We start from the raw sequence: 25,447 nt of genomic DNA on the forward strand, positions 1-25,447 counted from the left end.
GCTGGTGCTGGTGCTGGTGCTGGTGCTGGTGCTGGTGCTGGTGCTGGTGCTGGTGCTGGTGCTGGTGCTGGTGCTGGCGCTGGTGCAGGTGCTGGTGCTGGTGTCGCAGCAGGTGCTGGTGCTGGTGTCGCAGCAGGTGCAGGACTTGGACTCGGTGCTGGTGTCGCAGCAGGTGCCGGTGCTGGTGTCGCTGCCGGTGCTGGTGCCGGTGCCGGTGCTGGACTAGGGGAAGGAGTTTGACTAATTGTGCTGGCTGTCGTGCACGAACCTAAATTAGCCTCATTGTTGGGGTATCCGCTAGCTACATACCCTTTTACGGGAGCGGTAATTGGAATCCAGAGGCGGCCGTCGGAGGCTTTAACAGAAGTAGCGCCTTGGGACAGCGTTACCTGAGTGTTAAGTGGTACACCGCCAACTCTAGGGGATTTGGGGTCTGGACTCTGGCGAACCGTCAAACCTTCTTTGGGAGTGACTTTGCGGCAACTGTTGCCAGCTTGGGCTATTTGAAAAGTGGCGCTATCTTCAAATGAAGTATTTTCAGCATCCTGACGGGCAGTGGATGTTGATGGGGTGGCAACATTTGCCGCATTTGCTTGCAAACTTCCGGCTGCGATCGCGATCGCGCCCAGCAATGCAGCGGGTTTGTTCCAGTAACTCAAGTTTTTCATCCGTTCAACTCCTCATCTGATCAAAACTATTATCTTTATTGCAGGTCAATATAGCAAAAAAATCGATTTGTCTTCCAGGAAAAAGCTCTACATAACATTTTTTATGGCTGTAAGTCAAGTTTTATCTATATAATTTATTTTTTTCTGAGAGTTAAGCCCACACAAATTAAGCTGCTGCGCCTATAAATTGCTCGTTATGGCAGAGCGGGGGAGGGGGACAAGACGAGAGAGGGAAAGCGGGGAGAGTGAGGGAGTGGGAAAGTCAACAGTCAAAAGTTAACTGTTAACTATTTAAATGGGTGAGAGTTTACTAGGAATGCAAGTCCTTTCTTGTCCGTCAAGATCTTGTCAGGTGTTCGTTAAACCATTTAGCTGCCAGTTGTTGCAGTTGAGTAATATTTTTCTGCATTTCCGGTGAATTCTTGGCAGCTTCGAGAGCGAGATGGTGCTTGAGATGCTCCAAGATTCTGAGTGAGAGGCGATTGGTGCGATCGACCCCATCGTCCTCGTCGGGTGCCGCAAACCGCATACAGTTCTTCGATCTCGCTGACATAACTCCACTGTCGATCGCACCTTACTTAAAATTGCGGCAAACAGCGCAAATCGCTAGCATTGACCCGATGGGTGGCCTCAATTTGATAAAATCTTCCAAAACGGAAACCAATGGGCTTTAGGCAGGGTTGTGTTTTGGTGGCTAAAGCCGCCGCGCGATCGGCCAACTACAGTTGCTGTAGCTGTTTCCAAACAGTTTTGTTCCTGTGGAGACATTTCCATTAAGGATTCTAGTCGCCGCAACGCCGGCTTGTAGTTCCTCGACTTCAGGTGCCCTTGGTTCTGGCTCTTAAGTAAGCAACTTGGATGGTTTCTTTATATTTACTCGCTGACGCTTTACTTGGCCTGCTGCGGTTCGATCGCCTGTCTGTTTAAAGATACAAAAGGCAGGTTGAACCAACAAAATAGACAACCAGCACAAAACCTCCGAACAAAACCAGCCGGCTCAAATTAGAAACCAAATATTGGTGCAATTTCTGATTTAATTATATTGATATAGCAACCGCACTCGACGGTTAGGACGTTTTTTCTTGCTGAAGCTAATGAGGTAGGTTCCTTCTGAAGGGGAGCATATTAATGAGAGTAAAAATCATTTTTTGTAGGGCGAGCGAGAAGCTCGCACGCACAAGAAGAGTAAAAGCACAACTGAGATTCTCTCTTCTTCTTTCTCTCTTAGATAGCTCAAGCTTTCTTCCTTCTGCTATACAATGACCAAAACGTTAAATATTTTTGCAGTGACAAAAACTACTAACAAAAAAGACGGCAAATCCTCTAAGTATCCCTTTGACGGTCTATCTTTAGACGATCGCAATCCCGACTTCATTCAGCTTTTGTTGCCAATCTGGGAATGGCTGTACCGCTACTATTTTCGCGTAGAAAGCGACGGCTGGCACCACGTACCCGCGAGCGGAAAAATGCTCGTAGTCGGTTCTCACAACGGGGGACTTGCCGCTCCTGATATGTTTATGTTCCTATACGAATGGTTCCGCAGGTACGGCACGGAACGCTTGGCCTACGGATTGATGCACCCGACGGTTTGGCAAGTTTCTCCTGATGTTGCTAGCATGGGGGTTCAGTGTGGTGCCCTCAAGGCGCATCCGAAAATGGCGATCGCAGCTTTACGCAAAAATGCCGCAGTTCTCGTCTATCCGGGCGGCGCCCAAGATGTTTTTCGCCCCCACCACTTGCGGGATAAAATCTACTTTGCCGGACGCAAGGGATTTATCAAATTAGCATTGCGAGAAGAAGTGCCAATTGTACCGATTGTATCGCACGGTGCACACGATACTTTGATAGTTTTGGCAGATTTGTACGAACAAGTTAAGCAATTGCATGAATGGGGGATGCCGTGGCTATTTGGCATCGATCCGGTGGTATTTCCGGTGTATTTGGGATTGCCTTGGGGACTGGGTATTGGGCCTTTGCCGAACCTGCCTTTACCCGTGCAAATTCGGACTCGCGTCTGCAAACCGATTGTATTTGAGAGGTACGGTTCGGAGGCGGTGCGCGATCGCGATTATGTTGATGCTTGTTTCGATCGAGTTACCGCCCAAATGCAAGAACAATTAGATTGTTTGGCTGGTAAGTGAGAATTGCACAAGTCTATATTAGTCTAGGATGCAAAAACCCATTTTTGTTACGAAAATATAGCGTGAAGCGCGAGGGATATGGGCAAAAAACCCGGTTTCTTGAGTCCTGTGGGTAAGTCCTGATTACAAACAATTGTTGAAATAAATCTAATAATTTATTTCAACAACCTATAATTGCAGTACAAAATCGGATTTTACCCATCTTATTACGTGAAATACCCGAAAACCGCAGCCGCCCAAGTCACGCTTTTTATTATCCAGGCTGGAGGGGACATAATATTAGGTTAAATACACGCAGAGGAATATAATTTACTCGGCGTTTATCTTCTTTCATCGGCAGTCATAAAATAGAATGGGCAAAAATAACCTGATTCTGTATAAACTCTTTATATTAATTATGCCTTCTGCCGAACGGTGACTAATTGCCCGATCGCCTTAAGCGCAATACTGGGAGTAAAAAGTACCGTCGGCGACTCAATCATGTGCAGAACTTCCAAAAAAGCTTGACAAACTTTAGCATCTCGGACCAGCACTTTTAACACCAGATCCATGTAATCAATTGTCAGCCTCGTAGCGAGGTTTAGTTTTGCACCTTCACTTCCCGGATAGCGAGAATCCTGACTGATGGCAAATATCCAGGGAATAGTGTGTATTTTTGCTAGTTTTTGTTGAAATTGTCGTGCAAAGCCTGTTAAATCGCCCTCTGGATACCGCTTTCTTTGCTTTTGCAAACATTCATTTAGCATCTGAGCATCTAGTGCAGCAACGGTCATTCCCTGTCCGTATATCGGGTTAAAAGCGCAAACTGCATGACCGATAATTATTAAGTTTTCAGGGTAACGAGGGAGCCGCTCGTAGTGGCGCAAACGGTTTTCTGTACCTCGATAACTATAAACAGGTGTTATCGCTTCTGCGTCTTTAATTGCATCATAAATTGTCGGGGTTGGCAAAGTGCGGGCAAATTCTAGAAAACCTGCTTCGTCTGCGGGCGGATAATCGCGATCGCCCCCGATGATAATCACCAGCCAGCGATTGCCTTCGATCGGAAAAATTGCACCGCCACGGGTGCGAAATGGCGGTGCGGTTGACACAAATACTGGCGCAGTGTCTGACAATTTACCGCTGCCTTCATAGATGCGGCTGGCATAGCCGACAAAAGCATTGATAGCGGTTTCTTGCGGAGGTTCATAGCCCAAACTTTTCAACCATTGAGGTGTTTTGGAAACTTTGCCGCCAGCATCGACTACTAAATCTGCATACAAATTTTCTGCATGGATGTTACCCGGGTTGTGGCTATCGCGAAAACGCACCGACACGCCAGCAACTTCCGTGCATGAGGCATTCGCCAGCAACCCCGTTACTGTGCCTCCTTCGAGGAAATGCACGTTCGTATTTTCAGCCAATCGGCGGCGAATTTGCCAATCCAGTAAATCCCGACTGAACATAATTAAATCATTGAGATCCGGGCTAGATTGCGGGGCCCAACCCGCCGGACTAAACCACCGGATCGACTTCGGATTTAACCTAGGAGCACCAGCAGCTACCAGTTCGTTTTCCAAACCGGGAAACAACTGTTCTAGAATGATTTTCCCCCGATTTAAAAGAATGTGAAGGTGACGGGATTGAGGAATCCCGGGGCGAGGTGCGGGTGGTTCAGGAAAAAAATCTCGTTCAACAATACTTACTCGGTCGAAGTGTTTTGCTAATACTCTAGAGGTCAACAGTCCTGCTAAACTCCCGCCAATAATAATTGCATGACTTTCTCGTTGCACTCTCGAATCCCTTCCAAGCTAATTTGCTATGGCCTTGGTTGATCAATTGTGAACAATTTGTCTGGGCTTCTGTGCCGACTCTTAATATCGATCGACCAAAGATTTTCCTCTGCCCTTATTTTAATCCGACTTACCATTACTACCATCTATCTCGGATGCGACGCAGCGCACCTGACTCATACCTGAGAGCTAACAACTTCACAACTGCCAATTTACATAGCACAAATATTCCGAAAGTGACAGCCGGCCGCAGACATATTTCTACACTTCCAACTGTAGGGGGATGCTTTAGCTCGTCAATAAGGCGATGCTTGCCATTGGGGGCATGAGTCTAAAACTATACATTGGTTAACTTGCGCCAATGAGCGCGCGCACCCACTCCTTAACGAGGAATATACTATGTATCAAAATTTGCCAATAAATCCACAACTGTATAACATCGGGTTCTGGCTGGCCCAAGTGCCAGTAGAGCAGACTACTACAAACACAGCAGAAGACGCAGCACTCCTCTATTCCGGGCCGCAATTTTTTATCGCCTTGATAGCTGGAGTGGTGCTCGCCTGCGCTTTCCAACTATTGCTAACAAATTTATCAGTAGCCGCGGGCCTTTCGTACATGGGACAATCCCACGACGACGGCCACCACTCCGATAGCGGCAGCTCCCCAGTCCGCCACATCGGCCGAAAGGTAGGTACTTGGACGCTAGTCACCGTCACCATTGCCCTATTCTTTGCTTGCTTGCTAGCAGTTAAGCTCAGCTTGATTAGCAGTCCCGGTTTAGGTGCGATCGTCGGTTTAGTCGTGTGGGCAACCTATTTCTCAATGCTTGTTTGGGTGAGCTCCACCACCGTCGGTTCCCTGATCGGTTCCGTCGTCAACACTGCCACATCAGGCTTTCAAGCCATTGTCGGCACGGCAGCCTCGGCCATCGGCGCAAAAGCAGCCAGCAACCAAGTAGTCGCCACCGCGAAAGCAGCAGCAGCAGCAGTGGGCCACGAACTGGGTAGCGCGATCGACCCCACAAGCTTGCGCGAAAACGTCGAAGACTACATCCAAAGCCTCAAACCGCCAGAATTAGACATCAAAGGGATGCGTAGCGAGTTTGAAAAATTGCTCAACGATCCCCAACTAAAAACCATTGCAGCCGAAAATTTGCCGAATCTCGATCGGCAAACTCTCGTAGATTTAGTAAGTTCGCGATCGGACTTATCAAAACGCGACGTAAACCGGATTGTAGACCAACTTCAAGATGCTTGGAAACAAGTAGGAAAACAAGGGCAGCAATCAGACGGCATCGCCCAATTAGTAGACTATCTCAAATCTGCCAAATCGGGAGATTTGGTCTCAGATACATTAGCAAGTAGGGTAGAAAAAGTCCTCAGCAATCTGGGCGGTAATCTGAGCGGTCAAAATTCTGAACAAAGCCCGACCATGATGTCCCAAGCAACGACAATGGCAGTCAATGCTTTAATGGGAATAGTATTGGGTCGCACGGATATTTCTGACTTGGATCTTGAAAAAGTAGTCGGTCAGCTCAAAGAAGCTAAAGACAAAGTTACCCAGCAAACTGATAAAATTACCGCTCAAGTCAAAGGCGAACCCGTAACTTACAGCCCAATTCGTGCCGACGTAGAAAACTACCTACTCAACACTTATTCGTGGCAGATGAACCCCCAAGCCATCGAGCGCGAATTTCGGGACGTTCTCTACGATCCTACGGCCGATCCAGGAACTGTGCGCCGCGAATTAGAAAAACTAAAACAGTCTAATTTTGCCGAAATCCTGGCTAGTAGAGGTGTTTTTACCCAAGACAAAATTAAACAAATTTCCCAGGAATTAGAAGCAATTAGACAGCGCGTTTTACAAACCGTAATCTTTGCTGAGGAGCAAGAAAAATCTCGCGATTTGCAGTGGCGACTGGAAACTTATTTGAAACTGACGCCGAAAGAAGAACTGACAGCAGCAGGTATCGGGAGCGATTTCAAAAAAATCTTAGAGGATTCCGACGCTAGTTACGAACAGTTGCGCGATCGGCTTTCTCCTTACACCCGCGACAGTTTTGTGCAAATTCTCCGAGGTCGCGAAAACTTCGGATTCCAGGAAGTAGAACAGATTGTTCAAGAGTTGGAAAGGACGCGAGATGTAGTTTTAGCAGATGCTAAAGGTCTGCAAGAAGCAGCGCAAGCCCGACTAGACAACCAGTGGCAAAGAATACAAGAATACTTGAAGTCTACGGGCAAAGAAGAACTCAATCCCGAAGGCATCAAGCGCGATTTGAAAACGCTGCTGGACAACCCGGAAGCGGGAATGTGGGCGCTGAGAGCTAGAGCTTCTAAGTTCGATCGCCAAACTTTGGTAAAATTGCTATCTCAGCGGAAAGACCTCAGCGAAGACCAAGTAAATCAGCTTCTCGACAGCACCGAAGAAACTTGGCAGGGCGCGCTGCATGCGCCGCAAAAGTTAGCCGAAAAAGCTAAGGATCAGTACGACAATACCACCACCGCCCTTGCAGATTACCTTCGCAATACTGGCAAATCAGAACTCAATCCAGAAGGGATTAAGCGGGATTTGACAAAACTGCTGGAAAATCCCAAAGAAGGAGCTTTAGCGCTGCGGGGCCGCCTGTCTCAAGTCGATCGCGATACTTTGGTAAAACTGCTTTCTCAGAGACAAGATTTGAGTGAGGAACAAGTCAATCAAATTATCAACCAAGTACAGGAAACCCTTGGCTCGATTGTGAAAGCGCCGCGCCGTTTGGCAAAGCGGATGCAAAGCCAAGTGCAGGATTTTCAGAGTGTTTTACAAGATTATTTGCGTAATACAGGCAAGGATGAATTAAATCCCGACGCCATCAAGCGCGACTTGCAACTGCTGCTGCATGACCCGAAAGTCGGCGCTTACAGTTTGGGCGAGCGCTTGTCGCACATCGATCGAGCTACAGTTGTTTCTCTGCTGTCTCAGCGGCCGGATATTTCTGAAGCAGAAGCCAATCGCATTGTCGATGGAATTTTGTCGGTGCGTGACGAGTTCGCAATGCAAATTCAGAAAATACAGGAGGGTATTCAGTCGGTAATTGACGGGGTTCTCGGAAAAATTCGGGATTACCTCAATTCGCTCGATCGCCCTGAACTCAACTACGAAGGCATTACGCGGGACGTGCGGAAGTTATTTGACGACCCGCAAGCCGGATTTGACGCTTTGCGCGATCGGCTGGGTCATTTCAACCGCGATACTTTAGTAGCACTAATGAGTTCCCGCGAGGACATTTCCGAAGCAGATGCCAACCGCTTGATCGACCAAATTGAAAGAAGCCGCAACAGCGTCTTGCAAAGAGCAGAACGCTTGCAGCAAGAGGCGCAGCTTCGCCTCGAAAGCATCAAACTGCAAGCCGAAAAACAAGCCGAAGAAACCCGGAAAGCAGCAGAAGTTGCCTCTTGGTGGCTGTTTTTCACCGCTCTTTCTTCGGCCGCTGCTGCTGCCGGCGCCGGTGCTTTAGCCGTCATCCGGTAAAAAAGACTCAAGTTGCGATCGGATTGCAAATAGTGCCTGAGATCAGTTTCTACTGATCTCAGGCATTAATGTTAGTAAAGGATTTGATCTGGGAGTGGGAACGGGTTCGTATTAATTTGTTGGTACTGTTGAATAATGTTATGGGTAAACCCGTCTACCAGTTTGTTGAGGATTGTGCAAACTGTGGATTTATAAATCTTAATTAGCAGTTTAGATTAATTCAAAATAGAAAAGTAAAAAACTGATTTTTGTGATTGTTGTATATTTTATTTTAGGATGTAATAAATGAAAAGTCGCCGGATATTCTTAGCCTCTGCTATAAAAATTTTTGCAGGCGGTTCAAGCTTCTAGGCTGGATAGGCTTTTGGGCTTATTCCGCTACTCCTGCAACGATTGCTATTCAACGACAAAAATTAAAACAGCTATGGGCATGAGAACCTTTTGGCAGGCCCAACTCGCCGCGCCAGTCCGCTCTCTCCTCAATATTTTTAGGTACAATAATAGTGAGGGTTCTCAACCCAGCACGCCTGTTCTACCAACCGCCCACCGGGAGCATCTGAATATTTGTAAAAATATTTGTAAAAATACTTCTTCTGGCTGCTTGCTTCTTCCTCTTTCCTTCTGCCTCCTGCCTCCTGCCTCAAAACTCCAATTTCTTCTAGCTTGGCTGTGAAAAAGTGGGATGCTCCCCCGCCCGCCTCCCTGGCTGCGTCAGTATCAAACGCGAACTGTTTTGAGTTCGATCGCCCGTTTCCTTTGAAGATGCCGATCGTCAGGTTATAACTTGTAGGTCATAGGTTGTGCATAATAGGGAACTAAAGCTGTGAAAATACTACACTGACTGTGGGGGGCAACATACCGGATACCTTGGAAATACCAAGGGCTTTACCAAGTCACCCCAGAACAGTCCAAACACGCAGGCCCTGCGATCGCCAATGCTAAACAACCTACGTCTCAAACCTCTCCTGGCTAGTTGCCTAGTAGCACCGTGAGGAGGGCGACGCCATGCAACTCCGAAAAAAAACACTATTAATCATCGGTGCAGCGCTGATCAGCCTGATTGTGGTTCTCTATGCCACTGCATCAACTATTTTGCTGCATGATTTTCACAACCTGGAGGCACAGTACGTCCGCCAGGATGTCGCACGGGCTTTGGACGCATTAGATGATGACTTGTCGAATTTAGACACCAGCGCCCAAGATTACGCCGAGTGGGACGATACTTACTCTTTCGTCGAAACACGGAACGAAAATTTTGTCAAGTCAAATTTCGTCGATTCGACATTTATTTACTTGAGACTAAACTTATTGGTGCTGCTGGACTCCAACGGTAAGACGATCTTCAGCAAAGGTTTCGACCTTAAATCCCAAACCGAAATCCCGATTCCCGAAAGCTTAAAACAGCACTTGACCGAGGCGCTGCTCGACTCACCGACAGTCTCGGGCGATCGCCCCGCCGCCAAAACAGGCGTCCTCACCCTGCCCGAAGCCACGCTGCTGATTGCTTCAAAGCCGATCTTTAACAGCAACGCCCAAGGCCCGCCGCGCGGGACGCTGATCGTGGGACGCTATCTCGACAGCAGCGAAATCGGTTTGCTTTCAAAACTAACTCACCTGTCAGTAGATTTTAGATTGCCGAGTTTGGATTTTAAAGTCGGAGCCACGAACTACTCCGCGCACGGCGCCAAGGCGATGGCTCCATCCAGGCAGGATTTGGAAAATCTCAAACTCAAAATTTCCCACCTCAAATCAGTAGAAATTTTAGTCGAGCCACTCAGCGACACCTTCGTCGCAGGATACGCCCTGATTCGCGACATCCACGGCAACCTAGCGTTGCTGCTGCGGGTAGAGACAGATCGCGTCATCTCCCGCCAAGGTCAGGCTACCTTGGAGCTGTTTACCTTATCAATACTGACAGTAGGTTTAATATTTAGCGGGATCACCCTGCTGTTGCTAGAAAAATTAGTCTTGGCGAGATTGGCTTCCTTGAGCACCAGCGTCAGCAACATCGCAGCCAACGGCGACCCAAGCTTGAGAGTTCAGATGGCCGGAGCAGATGAACTCTCAAGCTTGGCCGACGCCATCAACCGAATGCTAGAAGCATTGGGCAATTCTCAACTCGAACGTAATGAAAGCGAAGACCGCTATCGGTTGATGGCCGAAAACTCAACCGACATGATCACCAGACACGATCCCAAAGGCGTGTTTGTTTACGTCTCCCCAGCCAGCCGGGCTTTGCTGGGATACGAACCTTCGGAACTCATCGGCCGCGTCCCCAACGATTATTTCCACCCCGACGATTTAGAAACCATTGCCAAAGCTCACTGGAAAGTCCTGGCGCTCCCAGTTACTTACACCGTCAGCTACCGCATCCGCCGCAAAGACGGCAAATACATTTGGTTTGAAACCACCGGCCGCACGATCAGCGATCCCCAAACCGGCGAAGTCCAAGAAATTATCGGCATTTCCCGCGACATCAGCGTGCGGAAGCAAACAGAACAAGAACTGCGAGAAAGCGAAGCTGCAATAAAAGCGTTGTACCAAGTGACTTCGGCTCCTCGTACAGACCCGCTCAACCACCTCTCTACCTTTGATTTGCGCCTCCAAGAACTGCTGGCAATGGGATGCCGGCATTTAGGTCTGTCCGTGGGAATTTTGTCCCGCATTCAAGGCGACAACTATCAAATAATGGCTGTTGAGTGTCCCGACGGGTCGATCGTCAAAGAACAAATCTACGATCTGGAAAAAACCTTCTGCGTGGCTACGGCAATGGCAAAAGAACCGATTTACTTTGAATCGGTAAGATTTTCGGGTTTTTCCTTCAACAGCGACGATCGAGCCTTCCCCATCGAAGCTTACATGGGCATTCCCGTCACGGTGGCAGGTGAAGTTTACGGCACTCTGTGCTTCTTTTCTCCGACTCCTGTGACAGAACCGTTCCGAGTTGTAGACAGAGAGTTGGTGAAACTGATGGCTCAGTGGGTGGGAAGCGAACTCGAACGCCAGCAAACCGACGTAGATTTGGCAAAAGCTCGCGATCAAGCACTGGCGGCTACTAGAGCCAAAAGCGAATTTTTAGCCACCATGAGCCACGAAATTCGCACTCCGATGAATGGAGTCATCGGCATGACAGGTTTGCTGTTGGATACCCCCTTAACTCGCGAACAGCGCGATTTTGTAGAAACTATCCGCAGCAGCGGCGATGCCTTGCTGACGCTGATCAACGATATTCTAGATTTCTCCAAAATTGAGTCGGGCAAATTGGACTTGGAGGAACATCCGTTTGACATCCGCACTTGCATTGAGGAATCTCTAGACTTGGTAGCTGCCAAGGCGGCAGAAAAAAAACTGGAAGTGGGTTACTTGATCGATCGTACAGTACCGGCAACGGCGATCGGCGATAGCACCCGCTTGAGGCAAATTTTAATCAACTTGCTCAGTAATGCGGTTAAATTTACCGAAGCTGGAGAAGTGGTGGTTGCGGTGACTGCCAAAAAGATTTCAGTGTCAGCGGCTAACGCTAAAGAACCGCCAGCAATTAATGGCGAACCGGTAGTAATTAACCCAGCATACGAAATACATTTTGCGGTCAAAGATACCGGTATCGGCATTCCGAGCGATCGCATGGATCGGCTATTTAAATCTTTCAGCCAGGTTGATTCTTCAACGAGCAGGCAGTACGGCGGTACCGGATTGGGTTTGGCAATTAGCAAGCGTTTGGCCGAAATGATGGGCGGCCGGATGTGGGTGGAAAGTATGGGTAGTGTCGCGGGCAATCCTCCTGCAGATTTTAGATCGTCGGCAGTTTTTGATTTGGGATGGGCAGAATCTTGCGAAATTGCCGAAAAATACGCCTCTGGCAAATCTGTACTCAGCAACAAGCCGCTCGGCCAAAATACGAAATCCGTTGGCTCTACTTTTTATTTCAGTACGATCGTTTCTGCCTGCAACAGTTGCTTACCAGTTAGCTTGAGCAATTCCCAACCTGAATTAGCTGGCAAGCGAGTCTTAATTGTCGATGACAATGCTACCAACCGCAGAATTTTGACTCTCCAAGCTCAGTCTTGGGGAATGGTGGCTAGGGCTTCAGCTTCGGCTCATTTGGCTTTAGATTGGCTGGCTGCTAAAGAGATGTTTGACTTGGCAGTTTTGGATATGCAAATGCCGGAAATGGACGGGTTAGCTTTAGCGGCGCAAATTCGCCGGTATCCTGATTGCGAAAAGTTGCCGTTAGTGATGCTAACTTCGATCGGCAGGCAAGAAATTAACTCTCCTGCTATGGAGATGGATTTTGCTGCTTTTTTGAATAAACCCATCAAACAATCTCAGCTTTACAATGTTTTAATCAATATTTTTGGAGAGCAGACAACTGAATTTAAAGGGCAGCGCACTAGCGGGCCTTTCTTGCAAAGCATACCCGTGCTGGCTGAGGACTTACCCCTGCGGATTCTGTTGGCTGACGATCATTTGGTGAATCAGAAGGTGGCTTTGCAAATTTTACAGCGGATGGGGTACCGCGCGGATGTGGCGGGAAACGGTATCGAAGTGCTCGAAGCTTTGCGCCGCCAGCCTTACGATGTGGTGCTGATGGATGTGCAAATGCCGGAAATGGACGGACTGGAAACTACCCGCCGCATCCGCGAGCAATTTTCAGCAGATTTAACTTTAGAAAATCATACGGGAGAATCAGAAATTTCCGTAACAAATGAGCAATCTAATAATCTAGACTCGACCAAAAATTCCACGGGAAAATCGAAAGTTTCCGCAACAGAAGAGCAATCTAATAATGGAAAATCCAGAATCCCAAATCCCAAATTGACTGAGGAGGAATCTAACAATCGAAAATCGAAAATCGAAAATCGAAAATCGACGAGACCTTGGATTGTGGCGATGACGGCAAATGCGATGCAGGGCGATCGCGAAGAGTGTATGGCTGCGGGGATGGACGACTATTTGAGTAAGCCGATCGCCATTGACCAGTTGGTGCGAGCTTTGATCGGGTGTAAATCTCGATCGAACTCCGCATTCGATCGCCTGCAGCCGATCGTTTGTTTGGATGCCCCGGCGGAACATATCGGAGAAACGAGTGAATTAGAAGTGCGATCGAATGTGGCTGTTGCAGGAAATCCACAACTGACAATTCCCAATTCGGCCGCACTCGACGATCGCGGTGCATCAAATCTCGATCGGGCTTTGTCACAGAGCCACGATTCCCTGAGTGCCAAGATTATAGAGGGACTGCGAGAAGTGGAAGCTTTGGACGAGGCGATCGAGATTTACCTCGAAACAGCTCCCGAACTGCTGCAAGGCATCTCTATGGCCCTGAGCAACGCCGATCCGCTGGCTTTGCGGCGATCGGCTCACTCTTTAAAGTCGATTAGCGGTACTCTCGGTGCTTTTCGCTTGTTTGAGCTGTGCGAGGAACTCGAAATCATGGGCCGCATGGGAACAAATGCTAACCAACCTTTACCCGATCCGGCCTGCGCGCTTTTAGAACAGGTTGAGGCGGAGTATCAAAGAGTCGAAACGGCGTTGAAAATAGAAATGCAGTCTGTTGATTGTTAGCGGTTAGATCCTGTCCGATTGATTTCCCATAAATTCAAGTCCGCTCCGGGTAAGGCTGTCCATCTGAAGCAACACTAGACAATCGAAAGTTATCTCACCCACCCCAAGGAGGGGACTGTTAACTATTAAGGGACATCCAAGAAATAAACTCTTCCAGTCCCCGGAGAGGTAAACATCCGATAGTCAAACTCGTGACCTTGACTTATCAAACTGGGGTTAAGCTCACAACTCTGGAAATGGCTGAAGTTGAAACTCAGATTCAGCGTCTTTCCCAACCGGTTGGGGATAGCCTCCCCAATCTCGGTAAGTGGTTTATCGATATTGTTTACAGTACCGCTTGATTTTGGACGAGTTTTTTATTTGGTAGTCCCTTAATCAACAGCATTAATCCGCTCGATTTGTGTGTTTGTTTGAGGCTATTCACGCCGTACTAGATCAAGCGTTGTTTCGCATCTTGACGGGTTAAACCCACAGATCGAGTGCGTCTGTTGAAGCATTCGATCTGTGGGTAAGCTCCAAAATGTTGAGAGTTGGGGATTCATCGGTTTGATTTTTTGGAGTTAGTCAATGAGCAGAAATTGTTTGCCACTCTTGAATCGCCGTGGATGGGATTTGTAACTCGATCGCTGAGCCAGTTACCATCGGTAAAGTTAGGTGAAGGGGAATTTCAGCCTGCAACTGCGGTAGGACAGACTTAATGTCATATTCTGCGACATTCGCTGGGGTTGGTGTGTCCTTAGAAATTTCGCTAGAAATATCCTTGGCGGTTAGAGTTTCGCCCATAGATGTTCTCAGAATCAGCGGTTGAGTGCGATCGAATTCCACCGCACCAGGAAAGCCCACGACGCGCAGAGAGACAGTAGAACTACCTTCAGGATGGATGCGTTTGAAGGCGATCGCCTGCCAAGAATTTCCGTTCTGATCGTGCAGTTTTTGCCGGGATTGATACAGCATCTGCCCTGGATATTCTTCGATTTCCGTCACAGCAGAAAAAGCAGGTAAGGGAATACAGACAAGCAGTAAAACGCAGATACAAGCAGCCAGCAGCCACCGCATCGGGCGAATTTTAGAGCAGTTAAAGTAAATAAAGTTCATCACAAAAGTCCTCAACAATTTAAAATGTCTTGCAATTCCTGAGTCAAAATTTTGGGATGTTAATCCTCTTTTTTTTGCTACATTAGCTCTGGTTCTAAAAAGAGCTTTTAAGGTTGCCTTATTGCCGATTACGAAGTAATAGCTTGCGAAGTTCTTCGGCACCAATCAAAATGGGCGGACAGGCTAACAAAATCAACCAATGCCAATTGGCTAGTGAAGCTGTTCCAAATACTTGTCTGAAGGGTGGGAAGTCGATGAATGCGAATAGGGCAACACATTCAACAGTTATTCCTAACCAGAGCAAACTATTATTTGATAACGACTGACGGAATACCGAACCCCAATCAGAGCGACAGGCGAATAAGTTACCTATTTGACAAGCTACGATCGCAGCTAAAGTCATCGTTGTCGCTTGGCGATAGATTGCCGTCACCGTAGGATCGGCAGTATGAGAGAGGATTGCAGGAGTGACTTGTTGCAAGTCTGCCAACGAATAGCCATAGCTCCACCAAACCATCAAAAAGCACAACATTGATAGCACTGCTTCGATCGTACCCAAAAAGAGATAGGCGCGTAATATTAAAGGAACGTTGAGTAAAAACTCCTCTTTTGGACGGGGTGGACGATCCATAATCCCAGCTTCGGGAATTTCTGCACCCAAAGCTAGGGCTGGAACCATATCCGTGCCTAAATCTACGGCAAGAATCTGCAAAATCGTCAGCGCGGGTGGAATTTTGAAGGCAACCATGCCTAAAAATGGCACGACTTCTGGCACATTCGAGGCGAGGATATAGGTCATGAACTTGCGGATATTTTGATAAATCGCCCTTCCTTGCTCGATCGCCACCACAATCGTCGCAAAGTTATCATCAGTAAGTACAATATCTGCTGCTTCTCGCGCCACATCCGTACCGTTTTGTCCCATCGCAATGCCGATATTGGCGGCGCGTAAGGCGGGGGCATCATTCACCCCATCACCTGTCACAGCCACAATTTCGCCGATGTCTTTGTAAGCTTGCACTAATCGCAATTTGTGTTCAGGTGACATCCGGGCAAACACTAAACCAAAGCGATATTTCACCACTTGCTTGAGTTGCGCGTCAGAGAGATGTCCCATGCCTTCACCCGTGACTACACGCACTTTGTCGCTAACTAAACCAATTTGACGCGCGATCGCTTCCGCCGTCAATCCATAATCACCCGTCACCATCGTTACTTTGATTCCTGCTTGATGACATTGGGCGATCGCCTTTGGTACTTCCTCACGCGGCGGATCGAACATAGCAACTAGACCTATGAAGATCAAATCTTGCTCTAAATCCTGTGCTTTCAAATCGAGCAATTCCTGTCCACCTTGACGCGCCGCCAGCCCTAATACTCGAAATCCTTGTCTGGCTAAATCATCATTGGCTTTGACAACTTCATCCCAATAATCGTGGGTCAATTCTTGCGATTTACCATCGCGCAAAATCCAATGGCAATGTTTTAGAACTTCCAATGGTGCGCCTTTGGTAAAAGCCAGATGGGGAAATTCACTTGACCATAGTTCTGAGGATTGCCAATTCAAAACCACTGTCATCATCAAGCGGCGAGAATCAAAGGGAATTTCTCTTAAGCGTGGGAATTGCTTTTGGAGATTTTCTAAATTCAATTCTGCTTTTGCCGCCGCTACTAACAAAGCCGCCTCTGTCGGATCGCCGATTTCTTGCCAACGACTAGGCGCATTGAGATGTACCAAACGGGCATTAGAACAAAGTGCCGAACCAATCAGTAAAACCTTAGCTTTCCAAGCAATTTCGGAATCAGAGGGAATATTAACTTTGCCATTAGTGGGATCGTAACCAGCACCAGTAATTTCAATTAGCCTGTTAGTTAAGACATCATGAGGAGTATCGCGATTGGGTTCAGATTGCTCTGGTTCTGTCGGTAGCCAGAGATAGCGCACCGTCATTTCATTTTTGGTCAAAGTACCCGTCTTGTCTGTACAAATTACTGTAGTCGCGCTTAGGGTTTCCACTGCCGAAAGCCGCCTTACAAGAGCGTTGCGCCGCGCCATCCGTTTCACACCAAGGGCAAGAGCTAATGTTACTGTTGGCAATAAACCTTCAGGGACATTTGCCACGATAATCCCGATCGCAAAAATAAAGCTCTCTGTAATATTCATGCCAATCAACAAGTAGCTAAGCGCGAATACAGTCGCACCCATACCCAGCGCGATCGCTGTAATAATCCGTACAATCCGAGCAACTTGAATTTCTAAGGTACTGGGTTCGCGTTTTACTACTGTAGTTAAATGCGCCACCTGTCCAAATTCAGTCTGTGCGCCCGTCGCATAAACCACCGCCACTGCTCGACCTGCTGCTACCGTCGAACCTGCTAATACAAGGTTAGCAATTTCTGATGGATTTACCTTTTCTTGCAAGGGCTGTTCCCCTTGACGCAGCATGGTTTTGCCAGCACGTACCGAAACTGCCTCCCGCAGACGTACAGGGTAAGGACTTCGCGCCACAGGCAAAGATTCCCCTGTCATCACCGATACATCGAGATATAAACTTTCGGCTGAAATTAAACGTGCATCTGCGGAAATGCGATCGCCTTCTTCCAATTGCATCACATCGCCGGGTACCAATTCTCTAGCGGGAATTTGCTTTAATTCTCCATCTCGATACACTTTTACTTGCATCGGTAAAACTTTTTTTAAAGCAGATAAAGCTTTCTCAGCTTGAAACTCTTGCCAAAAGCTAAAAATGGCATTAATCCAAATTACTGCCCAGACTGCCCAGCCCAGTTCAGGTGTGCGGGAAATAAATGCCAAAATCCCTGCAACCCACAGCAACAAAGCCATAAAATGGGTTAATTGATCGGCAAATCTGAGCCACAATGGACGATGGACGGGTTCTGGTAATTCATTTGCGCCAAATTTCTCTAATCGCTCTTGCGCTTCATTGTCCGATAATCCATTGGCAGTAGTGCCTAGAGATTCATAGACTTCTTCAACTGATAATGTCCATAATGGTTGGTGTAATGATGCCATGCCCGATCTACTCCTGTTTGATAACTGAAGCTGGTTAGCTATTCGGCACGCAAAGTGCGTTTATTAAACTCAGGACTTATTATGGCCTATAAACCGTTTTTTTTACAAAAGTAGAGCATTGAATATATAGCCAATGCTGATAATACCAACGGTCATTAGCCCAATAAACACGGCTAAAAGTTGAGGTTTCAAAACTTTTTTGAGAATCACCATTTCAGGCAGAGATAGTGCTGTCACAGCCATTGTGAAGGCTAAAACTGTACCCATTGGCATTCCTTTATTGACTAAAGCTTCGGTAATCGGCATCACACCCGCAATGTTCGCATAGAGTGGCACGCCCAACATTACTGCGATCGGCACTGCAAAAGGATTATTTGCACCTGCATATTGAGTGATAAAATCTGTTGGCACATAACCATGAATCCCAGCCCCGATCGCAATACCGCCCACGACATAGAGCCACACCGATCGCACAATGGAGCTCGACTGGAACCATCCTTGCTCAAATCTTTGCCCCCAAGTCAGCATCACTGGTTCTGGATTGTCCTCATCACCTAGAGGTATTTCTTGATGAGATTTTTGCAGTTCCCAAACAAAGGGTTCCACCCATTTTTCTAATTTTAGTAATCCGATGATATATCCAGAGGCGATCGCTAAACCCACACCAAAACCGATATAGATCAGTGTCACCTTTAGTCCAAACAATCCCCACAGCAGGATAACAGCAACTTCATTTACCATTGGCGCTGCCATCAGATAAGAAAAGGTCACACCTAAAGGCACACCTGCTTCTAAGAATCCGATGAACAAAGGAACCGCAGAGCAAGAACAGAATGGTGTGACGATTCCTACCATTGCCGCCAAGATATTTCCCGCAAAAGTGCGCTTTCCTTCTAGCAAAGAGCGAACACGCTCTGGTTCTAAAAAGCTCTGAAATGTCCCAACAATAAAGCTAATTACAATTAGTAATGTTAAGACTTTTGGCACATCGTAAAGAAAGAAATGCAGACTCGATCCTAAATGCGATGAAATCGACAAGCCGAAGAGTTGGGTGACAATCTGGGTTGCCAACCAATCAAAAGGATAAAATGGATCGAACATAACTTTGCCTCTTTAACGCTGCAATAAGGGCTGAATTTGTTCGGGACTGAGCACTTGACCTTTGCTGACGACTTTGCCATTGATTGTCATGGCGGGAGTAGACATCACACCTCGTTTAGCGATTTCGATGGGGTCGGTAATGTGCAGAATTTCAGCATTTAAATTGAGATTAGTTACAGCTTGTTTGGCATTTGCCTCTAGCTGTTGGCATTTTTTGCAGCCTGAACCCAAAATTTCAATCTCGATCGCTTTCATGGCATAACTCCTTTTTTGTATTCTCTAATTCTGTTCAGCTAATGTCTAGATTCTCTAGACTTTTTTCTCAAAGTAAGTATGAGCAAAACTTCCAAGAGGACAGTTAGGCTTCTGGTCAATTCCCAAAGTCGGAAATTGCTCAAGATATTGCGCCTCTGTCCAGCCTTCTTATTCTGCCAATACCAATAAGGTAAATACGCCCGCCCGCAATCCAGAGGCACAGCGAGTATAAATCGGCTGGGGGGATGCTTTCACCTCTTGCTTGAAGGCTTCTAGTGTTTCGACGGTCAAGTTTTTGGGTGAAACGGGAAAACTGACATATTTCAAAGCCTGTTCTTTCACCATTGACGCATAAAGCTGATTTTTCTCCGCAGCAGGACACAAATCAATGACAGTCTTGTAGCCTTTTTGGGCAATTTCTTGCAAGGCTTCAGACTCGGTAATAGAACCAATGGCTAGGGTATTGGTGATGGTTTTAAACATAATGACGCACTCAATAGATGATAATCTTGGTTGATTCAACTATAAACCCTATACCATGTATAATGTCAAGGGGATTTTCAAAATATCTGGTTTTTGATTTTGACGATCTTTAAGTAGGGTTTTTTATTGTTCTGTGTCAAGGACGAGGCATTGATAAGCTGGATCGGGATGGTCAAAGTTGGTTTTGCATTGCTCGACTAAAGGTACTAGCTCATCATGGAGCGATCGCAATTGGTCGATATTTTCCTCAATTTCCTTAACTTTTTTGCTGAGTCTTTCATAAACAGCTTTACAGGTGAGTAGTTTCCCTTCCTTTAACGATATAATCTCCTTAATATCATTCAAACTCAGCCCTAAAGACTTGGCACGGCTAATAAAGGCAAGTCGATCTACATCTAACTGGCTAAAAAGCCGATATCCGGCTTCAGTACGCTGGGGAGATGGAATCAGCCCAATCCGCTCGTAAAAATAAAGCGTTTGGGGATTGATTCCTAAACTACGGGAGACTTCGCTGATTTTGAACATTGATAAAACGACCTAGCAATCTAGTAAACTAATACTAAATCCTATACTGAGATCACGTCAAAGGAAGCGATCACTCAACATCCCTAACACCATGATTGTTCTCCCGGAGGATTGTGCAGTAACTCCCGAATATTGGCTTCGATCACCCGGTAGCCCACATTGCCGTTGAGTCTCTGCCGTCCTTCACTAAAAATCAGGGTGGGGCTGACTGTAACCGTATGCTCTTTGACTAATTCAAAATCCTGGGATAGTTTGGCATAAGCCTCACCAGTATCGATCTGAGCTTCGATAGCAGCGATCGGCAGTCTTAACTCCTCCGCAATTCCAAATTGCACCTTGCGGTCAGAAACATCTGCCAGTTGGGTAAAAAATGCCTCCCGAAATGCCCAGGTTGATTTTTCAAATACCTGTTGATTTTGCTCCACTAAATCTTTCGTTTCTAGTAGTTGAATCGCATGGAGAAACAAATGACAGGATGTCGATGAAAATGGTGTTACCTTAGTCCAAATATCAGGATGAACGCTGATGTGAGCGAACTTTTTCGCAACCTCCTGGACATGATCGCTGTATCCTTGCAAACCACCGCGATCGCGCCATCGGTTTTCCAGTTTTTCACAAGCAACACCAAAGACAGGGACAAAGTGCTGTGCAATGGCAATCTTGTCTTCAAAGGTTGTTTTCAACTCATCCAAACGAATCTGAGCAATATAAGCCCAAACGCAGAGAACATCGGAAAAGTAAAAAATACGAATCGGTTCCATATCACTTCATCCTTAAGACCCACTAGGGTTTCTTTCCAGTACAAGGATCAGTTTCCGTCCAAGGTGAGATCAAAATGCTGTTATCGATCACTGCAACCTGGACAATCTTGAGCGGTAGAGGAACTGGGTCACCCACCACAGTCCCATACAGACGCTGATTGGATGTCCCTAACTTACTTTCGAGTTACCAAAACCCAATCGTCCGCTGTTTTGACAATCTCAGCATTCTGCAAACCTAAATGTTTTAAAACAGGTTTTTCTAACAGAAAATAAGGTTGAGAAAGAGTTTGCCATTTCTGTTTGAGCGTAGGCGCGTCGGCGACAATAACTTGGCGTTGACTGTAAAAATTCAGCGATGGACGGCTCAAGCGGTGAGAAGTAAACACTTGTTGACCCGCCGGAGTTCCTGTGCGGACAATTTCGGCTATCGGCTTAACGGGATAATCCTCCGCCAGTTCCCAAACCCAGTTATCTGAAGCCACCAATACCAACAGCGTCAGGTAAGTTCCCCAAATTAAAACTAATATAAACTGCCGATCTTTGCGGTGCAGCAACACTGCCCCCATTGTCATTGTCAAACCTACAACCATCAGCATTAACTGCAAATCTCGCTCGGGAGGCATAATTTGTCCCCCGAGCCGTACCCAGCCACTGAAGTACACGCAACCGACGACAGCAACTACACCCAGCACTGCCAAAATCGCGGGATGAGGCAACAAATAAATAGCATCAAAACGTTCTTCTGCTTCCTCTTTGACCGGCTCTGGCGGCAGCCACAGTTGCTCCCAAACTTCAGCGAGATAACTGCCAACGGCTAGAGCAAAAGCTGGATAAATTGGCAAAACATACCACGGCAATTTAGTAGTCATCACAGAAATAGCCAGCAGATATACTCCAGTCCAAACCAATACTAATTTTGGCCCGGGAAAACTGCGATTTTCCCAACTCAAACGCAGCCCTTGCAGCCAAAATAACTGCCAGGGCCAAGCTAATTTTAAAATTTCTAAAAGATAATACCAAGACGGGCCTCTGTGACTGCTCACAGGTTCCGAAATGCGCCGGAAAGATTCGTTAACTAAATTAGTGTGGATGAAATATTGGCCGTAGTGCAGCCATTGGGCAAAATACCAAGCAGCTACTGGCAATGTTCCGATCGCCAATCCGCCCCAAAGATACCCAGAAGTGAGGAGTCGCGGGGTATCCCAAACCAAAAAAATACAGCCAACAGCAGCCAGCAGCAGCCCCAACATCACGCCCTTAGTCAGGCAAATGAGTCCGAACCCAATCCCCGCCCCCAAAGCGTAGCGCAAGTCGCGGCGCGATCGTAGCAAACACCACATCGCCACCAGCAAAAAACACAAAACCGCCCCATCCAACATCGCCAAACGTCCGTGCCGCACCACCGGTAACAGCGTCAGATAAACGAGGGCAGAAAAAATGGATCTCGAACGCGGAGGAAACAACTCCCTGCCAATGGCGTAAAGCAGGGGCACTGAAGTGGCTGTCAGCATCGCCGGTACCAACCTCGCCGTCAATTCGCTGACGCCGCCTGCTGCAAAACACAGCCCGATTAGCCAGTGTACCAGCGGCGGTTTGTTGACATAAGGCATAGAGTCGATCGTCGGATACAGCCAATTTAAGTTGCCGCGCCAAATTTCGCGACTTACCTGCGCTGCAATGCCTTCATCCCAATCCCGCAAAGCCACGCCGCCCAGATTCAGCCCGAAAATCAGCACTGCAGCCAACAGAAAAGCCAGCATCCATACTTTGTCTGTAAAGCTGTCATTGCAGCGATTTTTCGGTTTGCGGCCCAGGAATGGAAAGATTTCTGACATAAGTTAAGAGAGTCTTGAGCGTCCCAAACTGAAGGTAAACTTAGACAGCAGTTATTTGCGACTAGGAAAATACCATGAACTTGCCTGTAATTATAGATATTATCATTGGCTTAGTCTTTATCTACCTGACTTTAAGCTTGCTAGCTTCGGAAATTCAGGAACTGATTGCTACTGTTTTGCAGTGGCGGGCGGAACATTTAAAGAAGTCGATCGAAGTGCTGATTTCTGGCGGCAGCGAAGGCGCGAAAGATCCCCTGCAATTTAAGCGAGTCGGACAATTGGCCAATTCGATTTACACCAATCCCATGATCAAGGATTTGAATCAGAGCGCGAAAGGGCTTTTATCAGAGGGATTCCGTTCTGTTACGCACCGCATGGGAGATTTTTACCACGGAGTTACGGGGACTAAAAATGTTTTCGGCAATAAATCCAGTGGGCCTTCTTATATTCCAGCCGAGTGTTTTTCTGCTAGCCTTTTGGAGACTTTAAAGGTTTCTAGTTTGCTCAGCTCTATCTCTAAAACCAGATTGGAAAGATTTAAAAATTTACAATTAGCACAAATTCAACAGATCGGACAAAATCTGAGTTTGCCGGATGCTACTAAACCGATTATTCAGCAAGAATTTAGGTGGCTGACTGCGGAGTTCAATCGAGTGGTTGAAGATTATCAAAACAATTTAGCAAGTTTGAACAACAGCTTAGATAGGATGTCGGAAAAGTTAGGATTTTATATTAATGATTCTCAGGTTTATCTACCAGAAACCGAGCTAGCAGGGAGAGAATTTCAGAGGCATATGGCATTTGTCAAGGCTCGTTTTGACAGCAAAATTGAGCGGGTGGCGCTGCTGGGGCAACTGCAACCGAGTTTCAGCAATCTGTTAAATACTGTTAAAAAAAGTCAAGATACGGTAGCAGAAATTATGGAGATCAAAGAGGAGAGTCCAATTTATCAACAAATTCAAGAAACCTTGGACAGTATGCCAGAATCTTTGAAACGCAGCCTTTATATTTTAGCGCAGCGCGCTGAAAAAGGCGGCGGAGATACTCAAGAGCAGTTGCAGCGGTTTCAGAAAGAAATTGAAATTTGGTTTGACCAATCGATGCAGCGTGCTTCTGGCGTTTACAAGCGGAATGCCCGAGGGGTTGCGATTTTGCTCGGAACTGCGATCTCTGTCGCTGCTAATGCTGATACCATTAATATTATTAATCGGTTATCGAAGGATTCGATGCTGCGATCGAATGTTAATTTGTACGCTCAGCAGTTGGTGGCAAACAATGCTAAGACTAAATCAAATAATTTAACCAGTCTGACAAAAGTTCAACACGATGTCGATCGAGCTTTGGATCAGGTAGCTCTGCCTTTTGGATGGAGCGAACAGAACAGCTTAGAACGAGATAAGCAGGGGAATTTATTGTGGTCGGCTTTGATAATAAAATTGTTTGGTTGGATATTGAGCGGCGTAGCTATTTCTATGGGGGCTGCTTTTTGGTTTGAGGCGCTCAACAAGATTATTAATATTCGCAATTCCGGGAAAAAACCGCCATCTTCCACAGAATCTTGAGCGGTGCAGTTGCGAGGCCAATCAATTAACTGTCTGTCATACCCTTTTAGATTTTAGAGAGGGGAATGACTGAATACTATCGAGGTTTGAAGCACCTGCTTACAGTTGGATTTTTTTTTGAAAGTGGTATCACGGATAGGATATGGGATCGATAGGTAATTTCGCGTTTGCCGGAAGTCCGGGAAAACACGCAGAATATAAATTCCGTGCGATCGCGGATGGCAGTGCGGCAGAAATAGGGGAAACTGATAGATAGGTTAAATAAGAATGAGCGAAATAAACAAGGTAGCTGGCAGCTTCTGGCGGTCAGAGTCCAGCGCTTCATCTAGCGCTCAACTCACTTTTGGAGGACGGAATATGTTCACTTCTTTAAGGGAAACGACTCCAGCCTCGGAATACGCAAATCCCCCATCCAAAAGCTTTGTATTCAAGGACTCCAGCATCAATGAAGGTGGATATTTTGTTTCCAGAATTTGGGCTGGGGAATCTGACTGCATCGAGAAATTTACCTCGGCACTTCAAAAATATGCCTTTATCCTTAGAGAAATTGACAAAGTTCGCACAACTTCTGGCGGCCGCTCCGGCCAACTGCAATTAGGCTTTGTTATCCTCAGTTCGGATTACCTCGAACCATACAGAAGTCAATTGCCAAAAGCGCATAGTTCTCTGACTCAAAACAGCGGACTTGGTTCGTGTTATGCCGATCGATATAGTGATACACTCAGCAACGGCGGTGGGCGCGATCGACTGTTTGCTAATTAAGGAGAGTGATTTAATGGAGGGTGTGGAACGTAACGAGGGCGACTGGACCCCAATGCAATTGTAATTAGAGACGCAGGCGCGATCGAAATCAACGATTTGATCGGACTCAATCTGCAATCATATCAATTCTCGCTGAATAATTTGAATCACTTTTGTAGTGAGGATGGCAGTCCTCACTGTGGCGGTTTAATATTATACCGTTTTGACTGGTAGTAAATGCGACCAAATCTCCTCGTAATAAGTATTTGGGTGTATCGCAAACCTAGCAACTTCAAAGCATATAGAATTATTCAAAATCTACATATAGCCTTTCTCAGAAAGATGAGGTATGATGTAACTGACTTGAACGAAGTGAAAAATATAGAACCCGAAAATGTC

18 protein-coding genes are annotated in these 25,447 nt (G+C 46.8%); 8 read left to right on the top strand and 10 right to left on the bottom strand.

The window, feature by feature from the left end; genetic code table 11:
- Both QUB14_RS06170 and QUB14_RS06175 read left to right on the top strand, forming a co-directional pair.
- On the top strand, positions 1–226 hold a 226-nt coding region (locus QUB14_RS06170; RefSeq protein ID WP_333215924.1), incomplete at its 5' end, for a hypothetical protein.
- Positions 227–526: 300 nt separating this feature from the next.
- Positions 527–688, top strand: coding sequence for a hypothetical protein (locus QUB14_RS06175; protein ID WP_333215926.1), 162 nt, complete (start codon positions 527–529; stop codon positions 686–688).
- 317 nt (positions 689–1,005) lie between these two features.
- On the opposite strand, the gene QUB14_RS06180 is transcribed toward QUB14_RS06175, so the two are convergent.
- Positions 1,006–1,197, bottom strand: coding sequence for a hypothetical protein (locus QUB14_RS06180; RefSeq protein WP_333215928.1), 192 nt, complete (start codon positions 1,195–1,197; stop codon positions 1,006–1,008).
- A 730-nt stretch (positions 1,198–1,927) separates the two neighbouring features.
- Here QUB14_RS06180 and QUB14_RS06185 point away from each other — a divergent pair.
- Complete coding sequence (locus QUB14_RS06185; RefSeq protein ID WP_333215930.1) at positions 1,928–2,809, top strand: lysophospholipid acyltransferase family protein; 882 nt, start codon at positions 1,928–1,930, stop codon at positions 2,807–2,809.
- Between the two features lie 395 nt (positions 2,810–3,204).
- Here QUB14_RS06185 and QUB14_RS06190 read toward each other — a convergent pair whose 3' ends face one another.
- The gene (locus tag QUB14_RS06190; protein WP_333215932.1) at positions 3,205–4,581 is read right to left on the bottom strand and encodes a 2-polyprenyl-6-methoxyphenol hydroxylase-like oxidoreductase; all 1,377 of its coding nucleotides are present in this window, start codon (positions 4,579–4,581) and stop codon (positions 3,205–3,207) included.
- Positions 4,582–4,980: 399 nt separating this feature from the next.
- Here QUB14_RS06190 and QUB14_RS06195 point away from each other — a divergent pair, with 399 nt between their 5' ends.
- The 3 genes from QUB14_RS06195 (at position 4,981) to QUB14_RS06205 (ending at position 13,997) form a co-directional block, all read left to right on the top strand.
- The gene (locus QUB14_RS06195) at positions 4,981–8,091 is read left to right on the top strand and encodes an MFS transporter (protein WP_333215934.1); all 3,111 of its coding nucleotides are present in this window, start codon (positions 4,981–4,983) and stop codon (positions 8,089–8,091) included.
- Between the two features lie 1,005 nt (positions 8,092–9,096).
- Positions 9,097–13,656: a response regulator gene (locus QUB14_RS06200; RefSeq protein WP_333215936.1), complete on the top strand. Its 4,560-nt coding sequence runs from the start codon at positions 9,097–9,099 to the stop codon at positions 13,654–13,656.
- 191 nt (positions 13,657–13,847) lie between these two features.
- Positions 13,848–13,997, top strand: coding sequence for a hypothetical protein (locus QUB14_RS06205; protein ID WP_333297115.1), 150 nt, complete (start codon positions 13,848–13,850; stop codon positions 13,995–13,997).
- Between the two features lie 223 nt (positions 13,998–14,220).
- Here the strand turns inward: QUB14_RS06205 and QUB14_RS06210 are convergent, their stop codons facing one another.
- The 8 genes from QUB14_RS06210 to QUB14_RS06245 all read right to left on the bottom strand — a co-directional run bounded on the left by QUB14_RS06210 (position 14,221) and on the right by QUB14_RS06245 (position 22,745).
- Positions 14,221–14,751 carry a DUF3122 domain-containing protein gene (locus QUB14_RS06210; protein WP_333215940.1) on the bottom strand — a complete coding sequence of 177 codons (531 nt, stop codon included), beginning with the start codon at positions 14,749–14,751 and terminating at the stop codon, positions 14,221–14,223.
- A gap of 118 nt (positions 14,752–14,869) precedes the next feature.
- Complete coding sequence (locus QUB14_RS06215) at positions 14,870–17,785, bottom strand: cation-transporting P-type ATPase (protein WP_333215942.1); 2,916 nt, start codon at positions 17,783–17,785, stop codon at positions 14,870–14,872.
- A gap of 102 nt (positions 17,786–17,887) precedes the next feature.
- The gene (locus QUB14_RS06220; protein WP_333215944.1) at positions 17,888–18,886 is read right to left on the bottom strand and encodes a permease; all 999 of its coding nucleotides are present in this window, start codon (positions 18,884–18,886) and stop codon (positions 17,888–17,890) included.
- 12 nt (positions 18,887–18,898) lie between these two features.
- The gene (locus tag QUB14_RS06225; RefSeq protein ID WP_333215946.1) at positions 18,899–19,141 is read right to left on the bottom strand and encodes a thioredoxin family protein; all 243 of its coding nucleotides are present in this window, start codon (positions 19,139–19,141) and stop codon (positions 18,899–18,901) included.
- Between the two features lie 168 nt (positions 19,142–19,309).
- Positions 19,310–19,624: a beta-lactamase hydrolase domain-containing protein gene (locus QUB14_RS06230; protein WP_333215948.1), complete on the bottom strand. Its 315-nt coding sequence runs from the start codon at positions 19,622–19,624 to the stop codon at positions 19,310–19,312.
- A gap of 123 nt (positions 19,625–19,747) precedes the next feature.
- Positions 19,748–20,149, bottom strand: a complete 402-nt coding sequence (locus QUB14_RS06235; RefSeq protein ID WP_333215950.1) for a heavy metal-responsive transcriptional regulator — start codon at positions 20,147–20,149, stop codon at positions 19,748–19,750.
- An 83-nt stretch (positions 20,150–20,232) separates the two neighbouring features.
- Positions 20,233–20,910, bottom strand: a complete 678-nt coding sequence (locus QUB14_RS06240; RefSeq protein WP_333215952.1) for a DsbA family protein — start codon at positions 20,908–20,910, stop codon at positions 20,233–20,235.
- A gap of 173 nt (positions 20,911–21,083) precedes the next feature.
- Positions 21,084–22,745 (bottom strand): glycosyltransferase family 39 protein, encoded by a 1,662-nt coding sequence (locus QUB14_RS06245; RefSeq protein ID WP_333215954.1) that lies wholly within the window; start codon positions 22,743–22,745, stop codon positions 21,084–21,086.
- A 74-nt stretch (positions 22,746–22,819) separates the two neighbouring features.
- Here QUB14_RS06245 and QUB14_RS06250 point away from each other — a divergent pair, with 74 nt between their 5' ends.
- Together QUB14_RS06250 and QUB14_RS06255 are read left to right on the top strand one after the other, a co-directional pair.
- Positions 22,820–24,307 carry a hypothetical protein gene (locus tag QUB14_RS06250; protein ID WP_190658571.1) on the top strand — a complete coding sequence of 496 codons (1,488 nt, stop codon included), beginning with the start codon at positions 22,820–22,822 and terminating at the stop codon, positions 24,305–24,307.
- A 357-nt stretch (positions 24,308–24,664) separates the two neighbouring features.
- Positions 24,665–25,069 (top strand): hypothetical protein, encoded by a 405-nt coding sequence (locus QUB14_RS06255; RefSeq protein ID WP_333215956.1) that lies wholly within the window; start codon positions 24,665–24,667, stop codon positions 25,067–25,069.
- Positions 25,070–25,447 lie beyond the last annotated feature (378 nt).

The organism is Microcoleus sp. B3-D2, from assembly GCF_036705345.1.
Lineage (GTDB): Bacteria > Cyanobacteriota > Cyanobacteriia > Cyanobacteriales > Microcoleaceae > Microcoleus.